This is a genomic window from Micromonospora sp. CA-259024, assembly GCF_050936255.1.
Classification (GTDB): domain Bacteria; phylum Actinomycetota; class Actinomycetes; order Mycobacteriales; family Micromonosporaceae; genus Micromonospora.
This window is the reverse complement of the sequence record NZ_JBNJND010000002.1, coordinates 461,700-478,520: the sequence shown is the minus strand read 5'-3', so window position 1 is coordinate 478,520 and position 16,821 is coordinate 461,700. Positions and strand designations below refer to the sequence as shown.

Here is a 16,821-nt window from a genome sequence, read left to right as displayed (position 1 = left end):
CGGTCAGGGTTGCGGGCCGGTCCAGTCCAGGCAGACGACCACCGCGTCGTCGACCAGGTCGCCGGCCACGAACGCGCGCAGGTCACCGATCAGCGACCGGACGGCGTCCAGCGGCGCCATCGGCCCGGTCCGCCGCAGGAACCGGTCCAGTGCCGTCTCGCCGTACCGCATGTGCTGCCCGGTGGCCTCCACCACACCGTCGCTGACCACGAAGGCGCGGTCGCCGCGCTCCAGTGGGAACTTCTGCTCGTGGTAGTCGGTCGCCTCGAACATGCCGAGCGGGAACTGCGCCTCCAGGGGCTGCTGAATGACGTCCCCGTCGCGCAGGAGGACCAGTCGGGGTGAGCCCGCGTCGACCACGGTCATCATCCCGGAACGCAGGTCCAGCTCCATCAGCAACGCGGAGAGGTGCTGCGCACCCCGGTACAGGTCGTAGAGGGCCTGGTCGGCGAGGGCGGCCTGGTCGGCCAGGCTCAGCCCGGCCCGGCGCGCGTTGCGCAGCGCGTGGGTGGCCAACGAGGTGAGCAGGGAGGCGGCGACACCCTCACCGGTGCCGTTGATGGTGGACAACCAGAGCCGTTCCCCGTCGTCGGACCAGTCGAAGCTGTCGCCGCGCACCGCGTACGCCGGCTCCAACTGCCCGGCCAGGCTGAACGACGGTCGGATCCGGCTGCGGCCGGGGAGCAGGTCCCACTGCATCTCGGCGGCGAGGGTGAGGCGCTGGGCGCGCCGCGCCGCACGGTAGACGTCGGTGCCGGCGGAGACCGCCGCCAGCTCGTGGGCGAGTGCGGTGGCGATGTCGGCCAGCGCCGCGAGGACGTCCCGGTCGTCCGGGACGGGCGACAGGTACAGCACGCCCCGGCGCTCGCCACGCATGGTGACCGGCATCCAGGCGGTGCCGTCGGTGAGTATCGGCGACTGGTGGTCGAAGGCGCGCCAGGCGGGGTGCCCGGGGCTCGTGATGGAGTCACCCTCGGTGAGCGGCAGCAACTCCGAGAGCCGGTAGTCGACCTGGTAGAGCTCAACGTCGGTGATCCCGTACGACCGGGCGAGCACGTCCCCGACACTGCCGACGAGCCGGTCGGCCGGTGTCTCGTTCAGGGTACGCCGTGCCTGATTGACCGGTTCGCTCATCGTCACTCCCTCGCTGAAAGCTCGACCACCAGTGGGTTCGGAGTAGTCTCGGGCCACCATGGCCGAACTGAACGGTCCGCCGGACCCCGAGACGAGTATGGCTGCCGCGTTGGACGCGGCGGCTGCTGCACTGTTGGGCATCTGGGAATCCGCCCGAGAGGGAACCGCCAGCCGTGTTTCCGGTGCCCAACTGCGGGCGGTGATGGTGGTGGAGCAGTACGACGGGATCAACCTGCGTCGCCTCGCCACCCAACTCGACATGCTGCTCAGCTCCGCCAGTCGCCTCTGCGACCGGTTGGTCGCCGCCGGGATGCTGCAGCGTGAGCCGGGCCGCTTCGACCGGCGGGAGATCTCGCTGCATCTCACCCCGGACGCCCGCCGGCTCCTCGCTGAGCTGCGGGCCGACCGTCAGGCGCAGCTCGCCGCCGTGCTGGCCGGGATGAGCCCGGAGGGCCGCGAGGCGTTGCTGAGCGGGGTGCGGGAATTCGACGAGACGGCTCGCCGGCAGCAGGCGCAGAGCACGTCGGGGCGGGTCGAGTCGACGGAGCCGGAGGGCTGGCCGGATGACCCGGACCGGCCCACCGGGCGGTCGGGAGAGTGGCCGGTCGAGTCCGACCGGCAGACCCGCACGGTGTGGACGGACCTGTCGGGCGGCCCGGAACGGCCGGTCGGCAGCACCCGGGAGTGGCCGGCCGGCGACCCACCGGTGGCGCGGACCGCCTGAGCGGCCCGCTCGGGCCGGCGGGCCGGCCGGAGCGCCGATCAATCGGAGCGGGCCAGCCAGCCAGCGGGCTGGGCGACGATCCGGCGGACCACCGAGCCTGCGGCACCCACCGCGGCGGCCTCCGCGCCGAGCGTCGACGGCCGGACCGTGACCGGCGACCAGGCGGCGGTGAGCACCCGACCGGCGATCTCCGCGAGCACCGGAGGGCACAGCCAGGGTGCCAGCGCCGCGTAACCGCCACCGAGCACCACGGTGTCCAGGTCGAGCAGGTTGACAACGCTGGCCACCGCGACGCCGAGTGCCGTCCCGGCGTCGTGCAGCGCCCTCAGCGCATCAGCGTCGCCGGCCTCGGCCAACTCGGCCAGCCGCGCCGTCGCGGTGTCCGCGGGAAGCTCCGCCCGGGCCAGCCCGGCGGCGGCCACGATCGCCTCCTGGCCGGCGTACTGCTCAAGGCAACCCTGGCCTCCGCAGCGACACGGGCGGCCCTCGGGGTGGACCGGGAGGTGCCCGATCTCGCCGCTCCAACCGCGGACGCCGCGGAACAGCGCCCCGTCCAGCACGATCCCGGCGCCGATGCCCACCTCGCCGGAGATGTGCAGGAAGCTGGACGGGCCGGGCGGCCGGGAGTGCAGCTCGCCCAGCGCGGCGAGGTTGGCCTCGTTGTCCACCACCAGCGCCGGGACGCCGGGCACCTGCTCGATCAGCGGAGGGTGCTCGGCGAGCAGCGCGGGCACCGGCACGTCGCGCCAGCCGAGGTTCGGCGCGAGCCGGACCAGCCCGGCGTCGTCCACCAGACCGGGCACCGCGAGCGCGGCCCCGACCAGGGTGAGGCCCTGCCGGGCGGCGTCGGCCCGGGCCTCCCCGGCCAGCTCGACCAGCCGGGCCAGGGCGTCGGCGGGGGCCACCGGGCGTAGGTCGGCCCGGTGCACCGTGCGGTGCCGGACCTGGCCGGCGAGGTCCACCACGCAGACCGTCAGGTAGTCGACGTTGACCTCCAGGCCGAGCCCGGCCGGGCCCTGGTCGGCCAGGACCAGCCCGCGTGCCGGGCGGCCGGCGCCGGAGCGGGGCGCCGGATCGGACTCGCTGACCAACCGGCCGGCGAGCAGGTCCTCGACCACCGCGGACACCGTGGCTCTGGTCAGGCCGGTCACGGTCGCCAGGTCGGCCCGGGAGGGGGGTCGGTGGGCCGCGGCGATGCGGCCGAGCACCAGGGCGAGGTTGAGTTCGCGCAGGCTGCCCTGACGGACTGCGCCGGCCGGGGCGGGGGTGGGGCTCACCCCTTGACAGTGCCACAGGCCGAGCAAATAATTCAATCGTTGAACAAATACTCGACCACACCACCCCACACCACCCCGGAGGTCCGTCATGGCACCCCGCCCCACCCCCGCCGACAAGTTCTCCTTCGGGCTCTGGACCGTGGGCTGGCAGGCCCGCGACCCGTTCGGTGACGCCACCCGTCCCGAGCTCGACGCGGTCGAGGCAGTGCACCGGCTCGCCGAGCTGGGCGCGTACGGCATCACCTTCCACGACGACGACCTGATCCCGTTCGGCGCCGACGCCGCCACCCGTGACCAGCACATCGCCCGGTTCCGCAAGGCCCTCGACGAGACCGGCCTCGTGGTGCCCATGGTCACCACCAACCTCTTCACCCACCCGGTCTTCAAGGACGGCGGCTTCACCAGCAACGACCGCGACGTCCGCCGCTTCGCGCTGCGCAAGGTGCTGCGTCAGGTCGACCTGGCCGCCGAGCTGGGTGCGAGCACCTTCGTCATGTGGGGTGGCCGCGAGGGCTCCGAGTACGACCTCGCCAAGGACGTCCGCGCCGCCCTGGACCGCTACCGCGAGGCCGTGGACCTGCTCACCCAGTACGTCATCGACAAGGGCTACAACATGCGGTTCGCCCTGGAGCCCAAGCCCAACGAGCCGCGCGGCGACATCCTGCTGCCCACCATCGGGCACGCGCTCGGCTTCATCTCCCAGCTGGCCCACCCGGAGATGGTCGGCCTCAACCCGGAGGTCGGCCACGAGCAGATGGCCGGGCTCAACTACGCCCACGGCATCGCCCAGGCGCTCTGGCAGGGCAAGCTGTTCCACCTGGACCTCAACGGCCAGCGCGGCATCAAGTACGACCAGGACCTGGTCTTCGGCCACGGTGACCTGATGAACGCGTTCGCCCTGGTGGACCTGCTGGAGAATGGCGGCCCGAACGGCGGGCCGACCTATGACGGTCCCCGGCACTTCGACTACAAGCCCTCCCGCACCGAGGACATGGACGGGGTGTGGGCCTCCGCGGCGGCCAACATGAGCACCTACCTGCTGCTCAAGGAGCGGGCCGCGGCGTTCCGCGCCGACCCCGAGGTGGTCGAGGCGCTGGCCGCGAGCAAGGTCGGCGAGCTGAGCACGCCGACGCTCGGCGCGGGCGAGGGATACGACGAGTTCCTCGCCGACCGGTCCGCCTTCGAGGAGTTCGACGTCGACGCGGTGGCCGCCCGGGGCTTCGGCTTCGTCCGGCTCAACCAGCTCGCCGTCGAGCACCTGCTCGGCGCCCGCTGAGGCCCGCCATGCCGTTGGTCGCAGGCGTTGACTCGTCCACCCAGTCCTGCAAGGTGGTGATCCGGGACGTGGAGACCGGTGCCCTGCTCCGGCAGGGCCGGGCACCCCACCCGGACGGCACCGAGGTCGACCCGGAAGCCTGGTGGCAGGCGCTGCGCAGCGCCGCCGACCAGGCCGGTGGGTTGGCCGACGTGGCGGCGGTCTCCGTCGCCGGCCAGCAGCACGGCATGGTGTGTCTCGACGAGGACGGCCGGGTGGTCCGCCCGGCGCTGTTGTGGAACGACACCCGATCCGCCGACGCCGCCGCCGATCTCATCGAGGAGGCCGGCGGCGGCGCGGCCGGGCGTCGGTTCTGGGCCGAGGCCACCGGCAGCGTGCCGGTGGCGAGCTTCACCCTCACCAAGCTGCGGTGGTTGGCCACGCACGAGCCGGAGCAGGCCGCCCGGGTGGCAGCCGTGTGCCTGCCACACGACTGGCTGACCTGGCGGCTGGCCGGCGCACCGGGGTTGGGCGCACTGCGTACCGACCGGGGTGATGCCAGCGGCACCAGCTACTGGTCGCCGGCCACCGGCGACTACCGACTGGACCTGCTGGAGCGGGGCTTCGGCCGGCAGTTGATCCTGCCGGAGGTGCTCGGCCCGGCGGAGTCGGCGGGGAAGCTGACCGACGACCTGGGTGGCTCGGGCGGTGCGCTGCTCGGGGCGGGCACGGGCGACAACGCCGCCGCCGCGCTCGGCGTCGGTGCCGGGCCGGGTGACGTGATCGTCTCGATCGGCACCTCCGGCACCGTGTTCAGCGTCGCCGACGTGCCGGCGTCCGACGAGAGCGGTGCCGTGGCGGGCTTCGCCGACGCGTCCGGTCGCTTCCTGCCGCTGGTCGCCACCCTCAACGCCGCCCGGGTGCTGGACGCCGCCGCCGCGCTGCTCGGTGCCAGCCTGGACGAGTTGGCCGAGCTGGCGCTCTCCGCGCCGGCCGGCGCGGACGGGCTGGTCATGGTGCCGTACCTGGAGGGCGAGCGGACGCCGAACCGACCGCTCGCCACCGGCGCGGTGCACGGGCTGACCCTGCGTACCTCGACCCCCGCGCACCTGGCACGGGCCGCCGTGGAGGGCATGCTCTGCGCGCTCGCCGACGGCCTGGACGCACTGACCGCGCAGGGTGCCACCGTTCGCCGGGTCATCCTGGTCGGCGGCGGAGCCCGGTCGGCCGCGGTGCGCCAGATCGCGCCGCAGGTCTTCGGCTGCCCGGTCGTCGTCCCGCCGGCCGGGGAGTACGTCGCCGACGGCGCCGCCCGGCAGGCCGCCTGGGTCGCCCTGGGCGGTCCCACGCCGCCGGACTGGGCGGTCGAGGGCACCGAGGAGTACGCGGCGGAGCCCGTCCCCGTCGTGCGTGACCAGTACGCCGCCGCGCGCGGGATGGTTCTCGACCGGCGCTGATCGTCGGGATCGACGCGGGTGGGGTGCCGGGAAAGGTGGCCGGCACCCCACCCGCGTGACGACCTCCGCGACGGAGTCTGGTTGGCTGCCGGTCATGACGGTGACCAGTGGCGGGCCCGGCCAGGCCCGGGGCGGTGGCCGGGCGCACCGGCTGTACAGCGTCGTGGTGTTCGTGCTGCTCGCCTCGCTGGACAACGTGGCGATCGGGTTGGTCCCGCCGCTGTACGGCCCGATCTCCGACGCGTTCGACGTGTCGGGGCGGCTGCTCGGTCTGGTCACCGCGGTCAGCTTCCTGGTCAGCGCGGTGGCAGCGGTCGGCTGGGCGTACGTCGGCGACCGGACCAACCGCAAACCACTGCTCATGGTGGGCACACTTCTCTGGGCGGCGGGCACCGGCGGCAGCGCGCTCGCCGGTGGCTACCTGACGTTCCTCGCCGCACAACTGGTGGCGGCGGTCGGCCTCGGTGCGGTGGGCTCGGTGGGCTTCTCGGTGGTCACCGACCTGATCTCCCCGACCCGGCGGGGGCTGGTCATGAGCTTCTGGGGGCTCTCCCAGGGGGTCGGTACGCTGGCGGGCACGCTCGTCGGCGGGCTGCTCGGGGCAGCCGACTGGCGGCGACCGTTCCTGGTGCTGACCGGCGTCGGCCTGATCGCCACCCTGGCCTACCTGTTCACGTACGACATCCGGCGTGGACAGAGCGAGCCCGAACTGGCCGACAGGCTGGACGCCGGTGCCGAGTACGACTATCGGATCAGCCGCGCCGACCTGCCGCGCATCCTGGCTCGGCGGACCAACCGGTGGCTGATCCTGCAGGGCCTGACCGCGCAGGCCGCCTTCGGCTCGCTGGTGTGGCTGCCGGTGCTCTTCGCCGAACGAGCCGAGGCCCAGGGTTACTCGGCGTCGACCGCGGTGGTGGTGGGCAGCGTCTTCGCCACGCTGTTCCAGCTCGGCGGGGTGCTCTCCATCGTGGGTGGGCTGATCGGGGACGCGCTGCAGCGGCGTACGCCGGGGGGGCGGGCCCTGGTCGCGGCGGTCGGCATCCTCGCCGCGCTGCCGTTCTACCTGGTGCTGTTCTTCGTTCCGGTGACCATCGACGTGCCGGACGGCGCGACCGGCGGCGCGGTGGTCAGCGCGGTGCTGTCCAGTGTGTTCACCGAGCCGTCGGTGGGGCTGAGTCTGCTCACCGCGATCGTGGCGCTCGCCCTGACCTCGGCCAACTCGCCGAACTGGTTCGCGCTGATCGCCGACGTGAACCCACCGGAGCACCGGGGCACCGTCTACAGCCTGGGCAACCTGGTCAACGGAGTCGGTCGCGCGGCCGGAAACGGTCTGGTCGGGGTGGCGTTCCAGGGGCTGCGCGCGGCGTTCCCGCCGCCGCTGAACTTCGCCGTCGGGCTGGCCGCGTTCCAGCTCTTCTTCATACCCACCGGCGTCATGTACTGGCTCGCCTCGCGGACCTCACCGACGGACATCGACAACGTGCACGACCTGCTGCACGCCCGCGCCGACCGCCTGTAGGGAAGGGCCCCCTGTCAACGCCTCGCGTCGTACCGGGGACCCTTCCTCAACACTGATGATCAGGCGGAGCGTAGCCAGACGGTCACGTCGGTCGGGACCGCGCCGTCGTCGTCCAGGGGTGCGCTGGTGGCGAGCACCTCGGCGCCGGCCGGCACCGGCACCGGGACGTCACCGAAGTTGGTCAGCACGGTCAGCTCCCCGTTGCGGAAGGTCAGCACCTCGTCGCCGGAGGACAACCACTCCAGGGTGCCGCGACCCAGCCCGTGGGTCCGGCGCAGCCGCAGCGCCGTGCGGTACAGCTCGTACGTCGAGCCGGGCACGTCGCGCTGGCGGTCCAGCGCGTACTCCGCCCAGAGCGAAGGCTGCGGCAGCCAGCTGGCGTCGGTCGGCCCGAAGCCGTACGACGGCGCGTCGGCCTCCCACGGGATCGGCACCCGGCAGCCGTCCCGGCCGCGTTGGGTGTGCCCACTGCGCGCCCAGGTCGGGTCCTGCCGGGCTTCGTCGGGCAGCGTGGTGTGCTCGGGTAGCCCCAGCTCCTCGCCCTGGTAGAGGTACGCCGAGCCAGGCAGGGCGAGCATCAGCAGGGTGGCCGCCCGGGCCCGGTGCAGGCCGAGCGTGGCGTCCGGCTGCGGGTCGCCGACGCCGATGCCGTTGGGCCGTACGGTGCCGATCGGCAGGCCGAGGCGGGAGGCGTGCCGCACCACGTCGTGGTTGGACAGCACCCAGGTGGTCGGCGCGCCGACCGAGTCGGTCGCTTCCAGCGAGCGGGTGATCACCGCGTACTGGGCCGGCGCGGTCCAGGCGGCGAGCAGGTACTCGAAGTTGAACGCCTGGTGCATCTCGTCCGGGCGGACGTAGCGGGCCAGCCGCTCGGCCGGCTCCACCCAGGCCTCGGCGACCAGCACCCGCTCGCCGGGGTAGCTGTCCAGGACCTGCCGCCACTGCCGGTAGATCTCGTGCACGCCCTCCTGGTCCCACATCGGCGGGCGCGGCTTGTCGACCTCGTTGCCGGAGAGGATCTCCTGTGGCTCCTGCCAGTCGGCCAGGTCGGCCTGCTTGATCAGGCCGTGCGCCACGTCGACCCGGAAGCCGTCCACCCCACGGTCCAGCCAGAAGCGCAGCACGTCCAGAAACTCGGCGTGCACCTCCGGGTTGTCCCAGTTGAGGTCCGGCTGCCCGGTGTCGAACAGATGCAGGTACCACTGGCCGGGTTGTCCGTCCGGGTCGACCGTCCGGGTCCAGGCTGGACCGCCGAAGACGCTCTGCCAGTCGTTCGGCGGCTGATCGCCGGCCGGGCCGAGGCCGTCTCGGAAGATGTACCGGGACCGCTCCGGGCTGCCGGGCGCGGCGGGCAGCGCGGCCTGGAACCAGCGATGCGCGGAGGAGGTGTGGTTCGGGACGAGATCGACGATCACCCGCAGGCTGCGGGAATGGGCCTCGGTGATCAGCCTGTCCGCGTCGGCGAGGGTGCCGAACAGCGGGTCGATGTCACGGTAGTCGGCCACGTCGTAGCCGGCGTCGGCCTGCGGAGACGGGTAGAACGGGGAGAGCCACACCGCGTCCACGCCCAGCTCGACCAGGTGGTCGAGGCGGGCGGTGATGCCGGGCAGGTCACCGATCCCGTCGCCGTCCGAGTCGGCGAACGAGCGCGGGTAGATCTGGTAGATGGCGGCCTCGGTCCACCAACCGGTGACCGGGTGACCGGAGGGGGTCTGCTGCGTCGGATCGGTGTTCAGGGTCGTCTCCCGTGTCGAGCTGTGAGTGGACTGCCGGCGGTGTTGCTGTCGGCCGCGTCGCCGCCAGCCGCCGGCCGGCGGCGGATGGTTGGAGTTCAGTGTGCCCGGGGCGGTGCGGTCGACTCTCGGACCACCAACCGAGTGGGCAGGATCACCGGTGTGTCGTGACCGGCGCTCCGCTGACCCACGATGGGACCCGGAGGGTGGGCCCCGAGCGGGTCGAGCAGCATTCGGGCGGCCAGCCGGCCCTGCTCGGCGGCCGGTTGGGCGATGGTGCTGAGCCCGAGCACACCAGCCAGGTCGTGGTCGTCGATGCCGATCACGCTGACGTCCTGCGGCACCCGCAGCCCGGCCTCGCGCAGTGCGGTCACCGCGCCCATCGCCATCTCGTCGCAGGCTGCGACGATCGCGGTCGGCGGCTCACCGCGGGCCAGCAACTCGGCGGTGGCCCGCGTGCCGCCGTCGATGGTGAACGTGGACTCGACATCGAGGCTCGGGTCGGGGCGCAGGCCGGCGGAGCGCAGCTCCGCCTGGTAGCCCCGGCGTCGGTCGAGGTGCGTCGTGAAGGCCAACTCGTCGTCCGGGTCGCCGGAGATGTGCGCGATCCGGCGGTGGCCGAGGTCGATCAGGTGCCGGGTGGCGGCCCGGGCGGCGGCCACGTCGTCGATACGCACGCACGGCCAGTTGGGCACCCTGCTCCCCGAGCTGATGGTCACTCCGGGTAGGTCCAGTGCGGCGAGCGCGGTCAGGTCGGCCGGCCGCAGTGGCGTGGCGACCAGCATGATGGCGTCCACCCGCTTGTGCAGGTTGGCCGTCCGCAGGACCCGTTGGCGGAGGTGCTCCCGGCCACCCAGGTTGTAGAGCAGCAGGTCGTAGCCGGACTGGTAGAGGTACTCCTCGACCGCCTCGACGACGGTGCTGAAGAACCAGCGGGTGATCCGGGGTACGACCACCGCGACCGTGCCGGTTCGGCCACCGGCGAGCCGGGACGCGCTCGGTGAGACCTCGTAGTCGAGCTGTTCGGCGGCGGCGAGCACCCGGCGCCGGGTCGCGGCCGAGACCGTCGGCAGCCCCCGCAGGGCCCGCGAGACGGTGGCCGTGGAGACCCCGGCCAGCCGGGCGACATCATCGATCCTCGTCACGGTTTTTCCCCCGCTCGGTGCCCGGTGCCCGCCGCCGCCCAAGGGGCCGGGCGGCGGCGGGCACGCGGTCAGCCCTTGACGCTGCCGGCGAGCAGACCTCGCACGAAGAAGCGCTGGAGGGACAGGAACACGATGAGCGGTACGACGATCGACACGAACGCTCCGGCGGTCAGCCGCTGCCACTCGTTGCCCCGCGTGCCGGCCATCTCGGCGAGCTTGACGGTGAGCGGGGCGGTCTCGTCGCCGCCGCCGGCGAAGATCAGCGCGACCAGCAGGTCGTTCCAGACCCAGAGGAACTGGAAGATGCCGAACGCCGCCAGTGCCGGGGTGATCAGCGGCAGCACGATGGTGCGGAAGATCTTCGGGTGGGTGGCCCCGTCGACGCGAGCCGCCTCCATCAGGTCGCCCGGTAGCTGCGAGATGAAGTTGTGCAGCAGGAAGACGGCGAACGGGAGTGCGAAGCAGGTGTGGGCGAACCACACCTGGGCGAACTTCTGTTCGTCGACCAGGTCCCAGGCTGGCATCAGGGTGACGCCGCCGAGGGTGACGCCGGTGGAGAAGAACTTCAGCAGCGGCACCAGGGCCATCTGCAACGGCACGATCTGCAGCGCGAAGATCGCGATGTAGACCCAGTCCCGGCCGCGGAAGTTGATCCACGCCAGCGCGTACGCGGCCAGGCACGCGAAGGCGAGCGGGAAGAGCACCGACGGGATGGTGATCGCCAGGGAGTTGATGAAGGACCCGGCGAGCTGCCCGGAGGACGACGACCGCCCGAACAGGACCTGCTGGTAGTTCTCCAGGGTGAACTGCGGGTTGGTGAAGGCCGTCCACCAGCCGGTGGTCTTGATCTCGTCCTCTGGCCGGACTGAGGAGACGAGCAGGCCGAAGGTCGGGATGGTCCAGACCACCGCGATGACGATCGAGACGAGCGTCGCGGTGCGGCTGTTGAGCCGTTTGCGGACCCGACCGGCCGTGGTGGGCGGGGTGCCGTCGGTCTTCTGGGTGCCGGCGGCGACGGTGGGCGTTGCGGTCGTCATCTCAGCCCTCCCGCTGCTGACGGAGGTTGCGGATCTGGTAGATCACGACCGGGATGACCAGGATGAAGAGGAAGACCGCGAGTGCGGAGCCCTGCCCGTTCTGGCCGTACCGGAAGGCCTGGTTGTACATCTCGCTGGCGATCACGCTGGTGTCGTAGTTGCCGTTGGTCGCGGTCCGGACGATGTCGAAGACCTTGAGCGTGGCGATCGTGAGAGTCACCACCACGACGATCAGCGCGGGCCGGATGCTCGGCATGGTGATCTGCCAGAACATCTGCCACGGGCTGACCCCGTCGAGCCGGGCGGCCTCCACGATGTCCCCGGGGATGGCCTTGATCGCCGCCGAGAGCACCACCATGGCGAAACCGGCCTGGATCCAGACCATGATGACGATCAGCAGCAGCGTGTTCAGCGGTGACTCGAGCAGCCACTGCTTGGGCTCACCGCCGAGGGTGACCACGATCTGGTTGAGCAGGCCGATCTGGTCGCCCTCGCCGCGGTAGGCGTAGACGAACTTCCAGATGATGCTGGCGCCGACGAAGGAGATGGCCATCGGCAGGAAGATCAGTGACTTGGCCACCGCCTCGAACCGGGCCTTGTCCACCATTACGGCGTAGATCAGGCCGAACCCGGTCGCCACCAGCGGGACCAGGAGCACCCAGACCAGGGTGTTGATCAGGACCCGGAAGATCGAGTCGTCGGAGAACATCCAGCCGTAGTTGCGCAGCCCCACCCAGTTGGTGCTGCTCCCGTCCATCAGGGAGAGCAGCGTGGTGCGGATGGCCGGCACGACCAGGCCGATGGTGAGCAACAGCAGCGTCGGCAGCAGGAAGAAGAGCGCGAAGAGGCCCTCGCGCTGCTTGGGCCGGCGGGGCAGTGCGGCCCCACTGACGGACGCGGCGACGAGCTGGGCCTCCCGCCGTCGGGCGAACCAGGCCGGCACGGCGTCGAGCAGCAGGAGCAGACCGCCCACCACCACCACGAAGGCGACCAGCCCGTACATCAGCATGAGGAGCTTCGGCTGCTGATCGGCGAAGTCGAACTCCATCAACCCTCCCTCTCGGGTCCGCCTCGGCCGGTGGTCCGGCCCGCGTACGCGGGCCGGACCACCGCCGGGATCACTTCGGCCAGCTGCTCTCGATGCCCTGGAGCACCGGGGCGGTCGCCTTGCCGTTCAGCCAGTCGACCATGCCCTTCCAGAACGTCCCCGCGCCGACGGCGGCCGGCATCAGGTCGGATCCGTCGAAGCGGAAGGTGCCGCTCTTGTCCTGCAGGATCTGGACGGAGAGCTTGTCGATCGGGCTGGCCACGTTGGCGATGTCCAGCTTGTTGTTCGCCGTGACCCAGTTGCCGAGCTTCGCGCGGCTGTTCACGTACTCACCGGAGGCGAGGTAGGTCTGCACCGCCTGCACCTCGGGGCGGTCGGCGTAGGCGACGACGAACTCACCAGCGCCGAGAACCGGCTTGCCCTTGGCCGCGTCGATGGCCGGGAAGTAGAACGCGAACGCGTCACCGTCCTCGGCCACCTTGGTGCCCTCAGGGAACTGGTTGGCGTAGAACGACGCCTGCCGGTGCATCGCGCACTTGCCGTTGGTGATCGGCACGCCCGCCTCCTGGAAGGAGGTGGTGGTGATGCTCTTGACGCCGCCGAACCCGCCGTTGACGTACTTGTCGTTCTTGAGGATGCTGCCGGCGCGGTCGACCGCGTCGACGATCTTCGGGTCGTTGAACGGGATGGCGTGCGTGGTCCACTGGTCGTAGACCTCGGGGCCCTGCGTACGCAGGATCACGTCCTCGATCCAGTCGGTGGCCGGCCAGCCGGTGGCGTCACCGGACTCGACGCCCACGCACCACGGCTTCATGCCGCTGGCGGCGATCTTGTCGCTCAGGGCGATGAGCTGGTCCCAGCTGGTCGGGACCTCCCAGCCCTTCTCCTTGAACGTCTTCGGCGAGTACCAGACGAAGGACTTCACGTTGGCGCCGAGCGGCACGCCGTAGAGCGTCCCGTTCACGGTGCCGTACTTCAGCCAGTCGGCCGGCATGTTCTGCTCGGCCAGGGCCTTGGTGTCGGCGCTGAGGGACTTCAGCTTGCCGGCGTCCGCGAATCGCTTCACGAGGCCGGGCTGCGGCACGAAGGCGATGTCGGGGGCGTTGCCACCGTCGACCCGGACCGGGAGCTGCGCCTCGAACTCGCCGCTGCCCTCGTAGTCGATCTCGATGCCGGTGCACTCGGTGAACTGGGACCAGGAGCGCTCCAGCAGGTCGGCCTCGGCGTCACGGATGGACGCGTAGATCGACACCTTCTTGCCGTCGTGGCCCTCGTACTTGTCGTATGCGGCGCACTCCGCGGAGCCCGCGTTGTTGCTCTTCTTGTCGTCGCCGGTACCGCAAGCGGTGGCGCTGAGCGCCAGCCCGAGTACGCCGGCGATCACGAAGGCCTGGCGTGGTCTGGTAAAGACCGCCATGCCGTCCTCCTTCCTAGCCGGCGCGGTCGTGCTGGTGACCCGTCGCCGGTCCGATTGGGCGTGCACACATGTAAGCGCTTGCATCGGGTCCGGTCCACCCCCAGTCAGACACGAGCGAGTAACAATCCGGAAACCTGCGAGCTGCCTGGTGGGCGTGCTCCCGGGCTAGATCCCCGACTCTTTCGAAGATTGACGATATCTGTCAGGCTGGGCGCACCGTATCGAAGGTTTTCGACATAGGAGGAGATGTATGCGAAAGCGGTGGATCAGCCTGCTGGTGACCGGTCTGCTCGTCGGGGGAGCACTGACGCCGGCGAGCCCGGCGTTGGCCGCTCCGACCTTCAAGGTGCCGTTCCCGTGCGGCCAGTCCTGGTCCGGGCAGACCCGGTCGGGCCACAGCCCGGCGTACGCCGTCGATTTCAACCGCACCGACGACCTCGGCGACCCGGTGGTGGCCAGCGCCCCCGGCACCGTCGACCGGGTTACCGACCTCGGCGGCACGAGTTACGGCAAGTACGTCCGAATCAACCACGGTGGCGGTTACAGCACCTATTACGCCCACCTCAACGGCTTCAACGTCTCCGTCGGCCAGACGGTCGGCTACGGCAAGGTGCTCGGCTGGGTGGGCAGCACCGGTGGCTCAACCGGCCCGCACCTGCACTACGAGCAGCGCCTCGACGGCAACGACATCCAGGTCCGCTTCAACGGCGGCCTCGCCCTGTACTGGGGCACCAAGACCTATACCAGTGACAACGGGTGCTCTTCGGGCAGCGGCAACGGCACGGTCGACACCAGCGGCACCCCGCTGACCGTCCGCTCCGGCCCCGGCACCGGGTACGCCTCGGTGGGCACCGTCGCCGACGGCACCCGGGTGACCATCGCCTGTCAGACCAGCGGCACCACGGTCACCGGCACGTACGGCACCAGCTCGATCTGGGACCGGATCGGCGCCGGCCGCTACATCGCCGACGCGTACGTGTACACCGGCTATGAGGGCTACATCCCGAACGTCCCCCGCTGCTGACCGGCCGCATCCAGGTCAAACCACAGCAAAACGCCGGGGTCGCCGCGGCCGGCGCTCCTGTCGGGAGGACGAAGCTCCGGCCACGGCGACCCCGGCGGGTCCCGGTGTTACCAGGTACGAACGTCAATTGAAGATGCTGACACCACCCGGGCCGACCAACAGCCCGACAATGATGAGGACGATGCCCCACAGGATCTGCCGGCGGAACAGCGCGAGGATGCCGGCGACCACGAGTACGACTGCGAGAATCCAGAGAATCAGCTCCATGACCTCTGACTACCCGACTGGCCGATCGGAGAAACCTGGTCGGTGTCGAGTTGATCGCCAACGTGGAAGACGCTGTACGCCTGCTTGATCACCGGGTGCGCGACGTTGCGTACGCGTACCCCGCCGGGGGTCGTGCCGCGCTCGGTGCCGGCATGCGCGTGCCCGTGCAGGGCCAGCGCCGTGGGCGCCGAGTCGATGGCCTGCCCCAACTGGTACGACCCGAGGAACGGGTAGATCTCCAACGGTTCGCCGGCCAGCGTGTCCGGCACCGGTGAGTAGTGGGTGAGCGCGACCACCATGTCGCAGTCCAGGGAGCGCAGCGCCGCACCCAGGCGGTCCGCGCTGTCGGTCGTGGTCCGGACGAAGGCCTTCATCTCCGGCTCGCCGAAGTCGCTCGCGCACCGCCCGGCGAATCCGCCGCCGAAGCCCTTGACGCCGGCGATCCCGAGCCGGCCGCCCGCGCAGTCCAGCACCACGCCGTTGCCCTCCAGCACGGTGATGCCCGCGTCCTCGAGCACCTTGACCACCTGCGGCACCTGGTCACACTGGTGGTCGTGGTTGCCGAGCACGGTCACCACCGGCACGGCCAACCCGCCGAACTCCTCCGCCACGCAGCGCGCCTCGGCCTCGGTGCCGTGCCGGGTCAGGTCCCCGGCCAGCAGCAGCACGTCGGCGCACTCCGGCAGCTCCTCCAGCGCGGGTCGGAACCGGCCGACCACGTCCTCGTCCAGATGCACGTCACCCACGGCGGCGATCCGGATCACCATGGAACCTCCCTCAGGGCAGTTGCTCGATCTCCGTGGGCGCCTGGGCGCGGATCACCCCGATGTCGCTGGTGATCGGTACGTCCGGGAAGCGCTCGGACACCCGGCGCAGGATCTCCGCACGCCGGTGCGGGCTCTCCACCTCGCCGTAGAGCACGAGGGCGCGTTCCCGTCGGACCACGGTGATCCCCTGTTCGGCGACGGCGGGGTCCTCGGCGAGCAGCCGGTGGATCTCCGCTTCGACGTACTCGTCCGGTGGCCCTGCACCGATGTCGCGATGGTGGGTCACGATGTCCCCTCTCCTGGCTGGGTGCCGGTGGCCGGCACCACCTCCAGCCGGTCCAGCAGCACCAGGAACGCCTCGGCGTACGGCGAGTGCTGCGTCTCCTTGCGTACCCGTTCCCAGTCGATCTGCTCCCGCAGCGACCGGGCCAGTGGCAGTCCGCGGGCGAAGTCGCAGTAGTGCTGGGAGAAGCTGAGCAGTTTGTGCACCATCAGCTGGGTGGCGGACAGGACCGGCATGTGAATCGCGTCCACCGGCCGGATGACCGTGTCGGCGAACGTCTCCTCGGTCACCGGCGTCTCGATCGGCCGGTGGATGAGATCCACCATCCGCCCGTTGTCGAAGACCTTCACCAGCCAGTCCTCCGGTGGGCGTTCGGCGACGAAACCGGCGGCCACCAGGGCCTCGAGTGACCGTTCCACGTCGGCCTCCCGGATCAGGAAGTCGACGTCGTGCTCGCTGGAGTGGCCCCCGTGGGCGTACACGGCGAAGCTGCCGCCCAGGGCGAACGGGATCTCGGACTGCTTGAGCACGGCGGCGACCTTCTTGAGGGTGTCCACCAGACTCTCGTCCCCGCGCTCAGCCATCTGGTTCTCCCGTCGGTCGTGGTGTGGTGGACAGGCGGTTGATTCGAACTCCCGTACCCGGCATTCCGGTCGGCCACACCTGCTGGCGTCGCGGTCGGGTGCCAACAGGGATGAAGCACCACAAATCTGGCGGAGCCGGTGCGTGGGTCG

16 protein-coding genes are annotated in these 16,821 nt (G+C 71.1%); 5 read left to right on the top strand and 11 right to left on the bottom strand.

Annotated elements, in window-relative coordinates; all coding sequences use genetic code 11:
- Window positions 1–3: 3 nt before the first annotated feature.
- Window positions 4–1,134: a PP2C family protein-serine/threonine phosphatase gene (locus ACQEUX_RS21550; RefSeq protein ID WP_433051211.1), complete on the bottom strand. Its 1,131-nt coding sequence runs from the start codon at window positions 1,132–1,134 to the stop codon at window positions 4–6.
- A gap of 58 nt (window positions 1,135–1,192) precedes the next feature.
- Here ACQEUX_RS21550 and ACQEUX_RS21545 point away from each other — a divergent pair, with 58 nt between their 5' ends.
- Window positions 1,193–1,858: a MarR family winged helix-turn-helix transcriptional regulator gene (locus ACQEUX_RS21545; RefSeq protein WP_433051208.1), complete on the top strand. Its 666-nt coding sequence runs from the start codon at window positions 1,193–1,195 to the stop codon at window positions 1,856–1,858.
- A 38-nt stretch (window positions 1,859–1,896) separates the two neighbouring features.
- Here the strand turns inward: ACQEUX_RS21545 and ACQEUX_RS21540 are convergent, their stop codons facing one another.
- Window positions 1,897–3,135 carry an ROK family protein gene (locus tag ACQEUX_RS21540; protein WP_433051205.1) on the bottom strand — a complete coding sequence of 413 codons (1,239 nt, stop codon included), beginning with the start codon at window positions 3,133–3,135 and terminating at the stop codon, window positions 1,897–1,899.
- An 88-nt stretch (window positions 3,136–3,223) separates the two neighbouring features.
- Here ACQEUX_RS21540 and xylA point away from each other — a divergent pair, with 88 nt between their 5' ends.
- The 3 genes from xylA to ACQEUX_RS21525 all read left to right on the top strand — a co-directional run bounded on the left by xylA (window position 3,224) and on the right by ACQEUX_RS21525 (window position 7,366).
- Complete coding sequence (gene xylA, locus ACQEUX_RS21535; protein ID WP_433051202.1) at window positions 3,224–4,411, top strand: xylose isomerase; 1,188 nt, start codon at window positions 3,224–3,226, stop codon at window positions 4,409–4,411.
- Window positions 4,412–4,419: 8 nt separating this feature from the next.
- Window positions 4,420–5,847 carry a xylulokinase gene (gene xylB, locus ACQEUX_RS21530; protein WP_433051199.1) on the top strand — a complete coding sequence of 476 codons (1,428 nt, stop codon included), beginning with the start codon at window positions 4,420–4,422 and terminating at the stop codon, window positions 5,845–5,847.
- 94 nt (window positions 5,848–5,941) lie between these two features.
- Window positions 5,942–7,366, top strand: coding sequence for an MFS transporter (locus ACQEUX_RS21525; RefSeq protein WP_433051196.1), 1,425 nt, complete (start codon window positions 5,942–5,944; stop codon window positions 7,364–7,366).
- Window positions 7,367–7,425: 59 nt separating this feature from the next.
- Here ACQEUX_RS21525 and ACQEUX_RS21520 read toward each other — a convergent pair whose 3' ends face one another.
- From ACQEUX_RS21520 to ACQEUX_RS21500, 5 genes are all read right to left on the bottom strand, one after another.
- A complete protein-coding gene (locus ACQEUX_RS21520) occupies window positions 7,426–9,102 on the bottom strand; it encodes a glycoside hydrolase family 13 protein (RefSeq protein WP_433057041.1) in 1,677 nt (558 codons plus the stop codon).
- A gap of 95 nt (window positions 9,103–9,197) precedes the next feature.
- On the bottom strand, window positions 9,198–10,244 hold the full coding sequence (locus ACQEUX_RS21515) for a LacI family DNA-binding transcriptional regulator (RefSeq protein WP_433051193.1): 1,047 nt from the start codon (window positions 10,242–10,244) through the stop codon (window positions 9,198–9,200).
- 68 nt (window positions 10,245–10,312) lie between these two features.
- Window positions 10,313–11,281: a carbohydrate ABC transporter permease gene (locus ACQEUX_RS21510; RefSeq protein WP_433051190.1), complete on the bottom strand. Its 969-nt coding sequence runs from the start codon at window positions 11,279–11,281 to the stop codon at window positions 10,313–10,315.
- 1 nt (window position 11,282) lies between these two features.
- Window positions 11,283–12,329, bottom strand: coding sequence for a carbohydrate ABC transporter permease (locus ACQEUX_RS21505; RefSeq protein WP_433051187.1), 1,047 nt, complete (start codon window positions 12,327–12,329; stop codon window positions 11,283–11,285).
- A 70-nt stretch (window positions 12,330–12,399) separates the two neighbouring features.
- Window positions 12,400–13,746 (bottom strand): ABC transporter substrate-binding protein, encoded by a 1,347-nt coding sequence (locus tag ACQEUX_RS21500; protein ID WP_433051184.1) that lies wholly within the window; start codon window positions 13,744–13,746, stop codon window positions 12,400–12,402.
- Between the two features lie 250 nt (window positions 13,747–13,996).
- Here ACQEUX_RS21500 and ACQEUX_RS21495 point away from each other — a divergent pair, with 250 nt between their 5' ends.
- Entirely contained in the window at window positions 13,997–14,770 is a 774-nt protein-coding gene (locus ACQEUX_RS21495) for a peptidoglycan DD-metalloendopeptidase family protein (RefSeq protein WP_433051181.1), read from the top strand.
- A 123-nt stretch (window positions 14,771–14,893) separates the two neighbouring features.
- On the opposite strand, the gene ACQEUX_RS21490 is transcribed toward ACQEUX_RS21495, so the two are convergent.
- From ACQEUX_RS21490 to ACQEUX_RS21475, 4 genes are read right to left on the bottom strand one after another with little or no spacing between them, the layout of a single operon-like run.
- Window positions 14,894–15,037, bottom strand: coding sequence for a GPGG-motif small membrane protein (locus ACQEUX_RS21490; protein WP_165435832.1), 144 nt, complete (start codon window positions 15,035–15,037; stop codon window positions 14,894–14,896).
- A complete protein-coding gene (locus ACQEUX_RS21485; protein WP_433051177.1) occupies window positions 15,028–15,804 on the bottom strand; it encodes a metallophosphoesterase family protein in 777 nt (258 codons plus the stop codon). Before ACQEUX_RS21485 ends, ACQEUX_RS21490 begins: the two co-directional genes overlap by 10 nt.
- A gap of 10 nt (window positions 15,805–15,814) precedes the next feature.
- A complete protein-coding gene (locus ACQEUX_RS21480) occupies window positions 15,815–16,090 on the bottom strand; it encodes a hypothetical protein (protein WP_433051174.1) in 276 nt (91 codons plus the stop codon).
- Window positions 16,087–16,776 carry a nucleotidyltransferase family protein gene (locus ACQEUX_RS21475; RefSeq protein ID WP_433051171.1) on the bottom strand — a complete coding sequence of 230 codons (690 nt, stop codon included), beginning with the start codon at window positions 16,774–16,776 and terminating at the stop codon, window positions 16,087–16,089. The genes ACQEUX_RS21480 and ACQEUX_RS21475 overlap by 4 nt, the downstream gene beginning before the upstream one ends.
- Window positions 16,777–16,821 lie beyond the last annotated feature (45 nt).

What these genes read in the sequence shown, in the direction of transcription:
- ACQEUX_RS21550 (WP_433051211.1), bottom strand. Translation starts at nt 1,134, where the DNA reads ATGAGCGAACCGGTCAATCAGGCACGGCGTACCCTGAACGAGACACCG.
- ACQEUX_RS21545 (WP_433051208.1), top strand. Translation starts at nt 1,193, where the DNA reads ATGGCCGAACTGAACGGTCCGCCGGACCCCGAGACGAGTATGGCTGCC.
- xylA (WP_433051202.1), top strand. Translation starts at nt 3,224, where the DNA reads ATGGCACCCCGCCCCACCCCCGCCGACAAGTTCTCCTTCGGGCTCTGG.
- xylB (WP_433051199.1), top strand. Translation starts at nt 4,420, where the DNA reads ATGCCGTTGGTCGCAGGCGTTGACTCGTCCACCCAGTCCTGCAAGGTG.
- ACQEUX_RS21525 (WP_433051196.1), top strand. Translation starts at nt 5,942, where the DNA reads ATGACGGTGACCAGTGGCGGGCCCGGCCAGGCCCGGGGCGGTGGCCGG.
- ACQEUX_RS21510 (WP_433051190.1), bottom strand. Translation starts at nt 11,281, where the DNA reads ATGACGACCGCAACGCCCACCGTCGCCGCCGGCACCCAGAAGACCGAC.
- ACQEUX_RS21505 (WP_433051187.1), bottom strand. Translation starts at nt 12,329, where the DNA reads ATGGAGTTCGACTTCGCCGATCAGCAGCCGAAGCTCCTCATGCTGATG.
- ACQEUX_RS21500 (WP_433051184.1), bottom strand. Translation starts at nt 13,746, where the DNA reads ATGGCGGTCTTTACCAGACCACGCCAGGCCTTCGTGATCGCCGGCGTA.
- ACQEUX_RS21495 (WP_433051181.1), top strand. Translation starts at nt 13,997, where the DNA reads ATGCGAAAGCGGTGGATCAGCCTGCTGGTGACCGGTCTGCTCGTCGGG.
- ACQEUX_RS21490 (WP_165435832.1), bottom strand. Translation starts at nt 15,037, where the DNA reads ATGGAGCTGATTCTCTGGATTCTCGCAGTCGTACTCGTGGTCGCCGGC.
- ACQEUX_RS21485 (WP_433051177.1), bottom strand. Translation starts at nt 15,804, where the DNA reads ATGGTGATCCGGATCGCCGCCGTGGGTGACGTGCATCTGGACGAGGAC.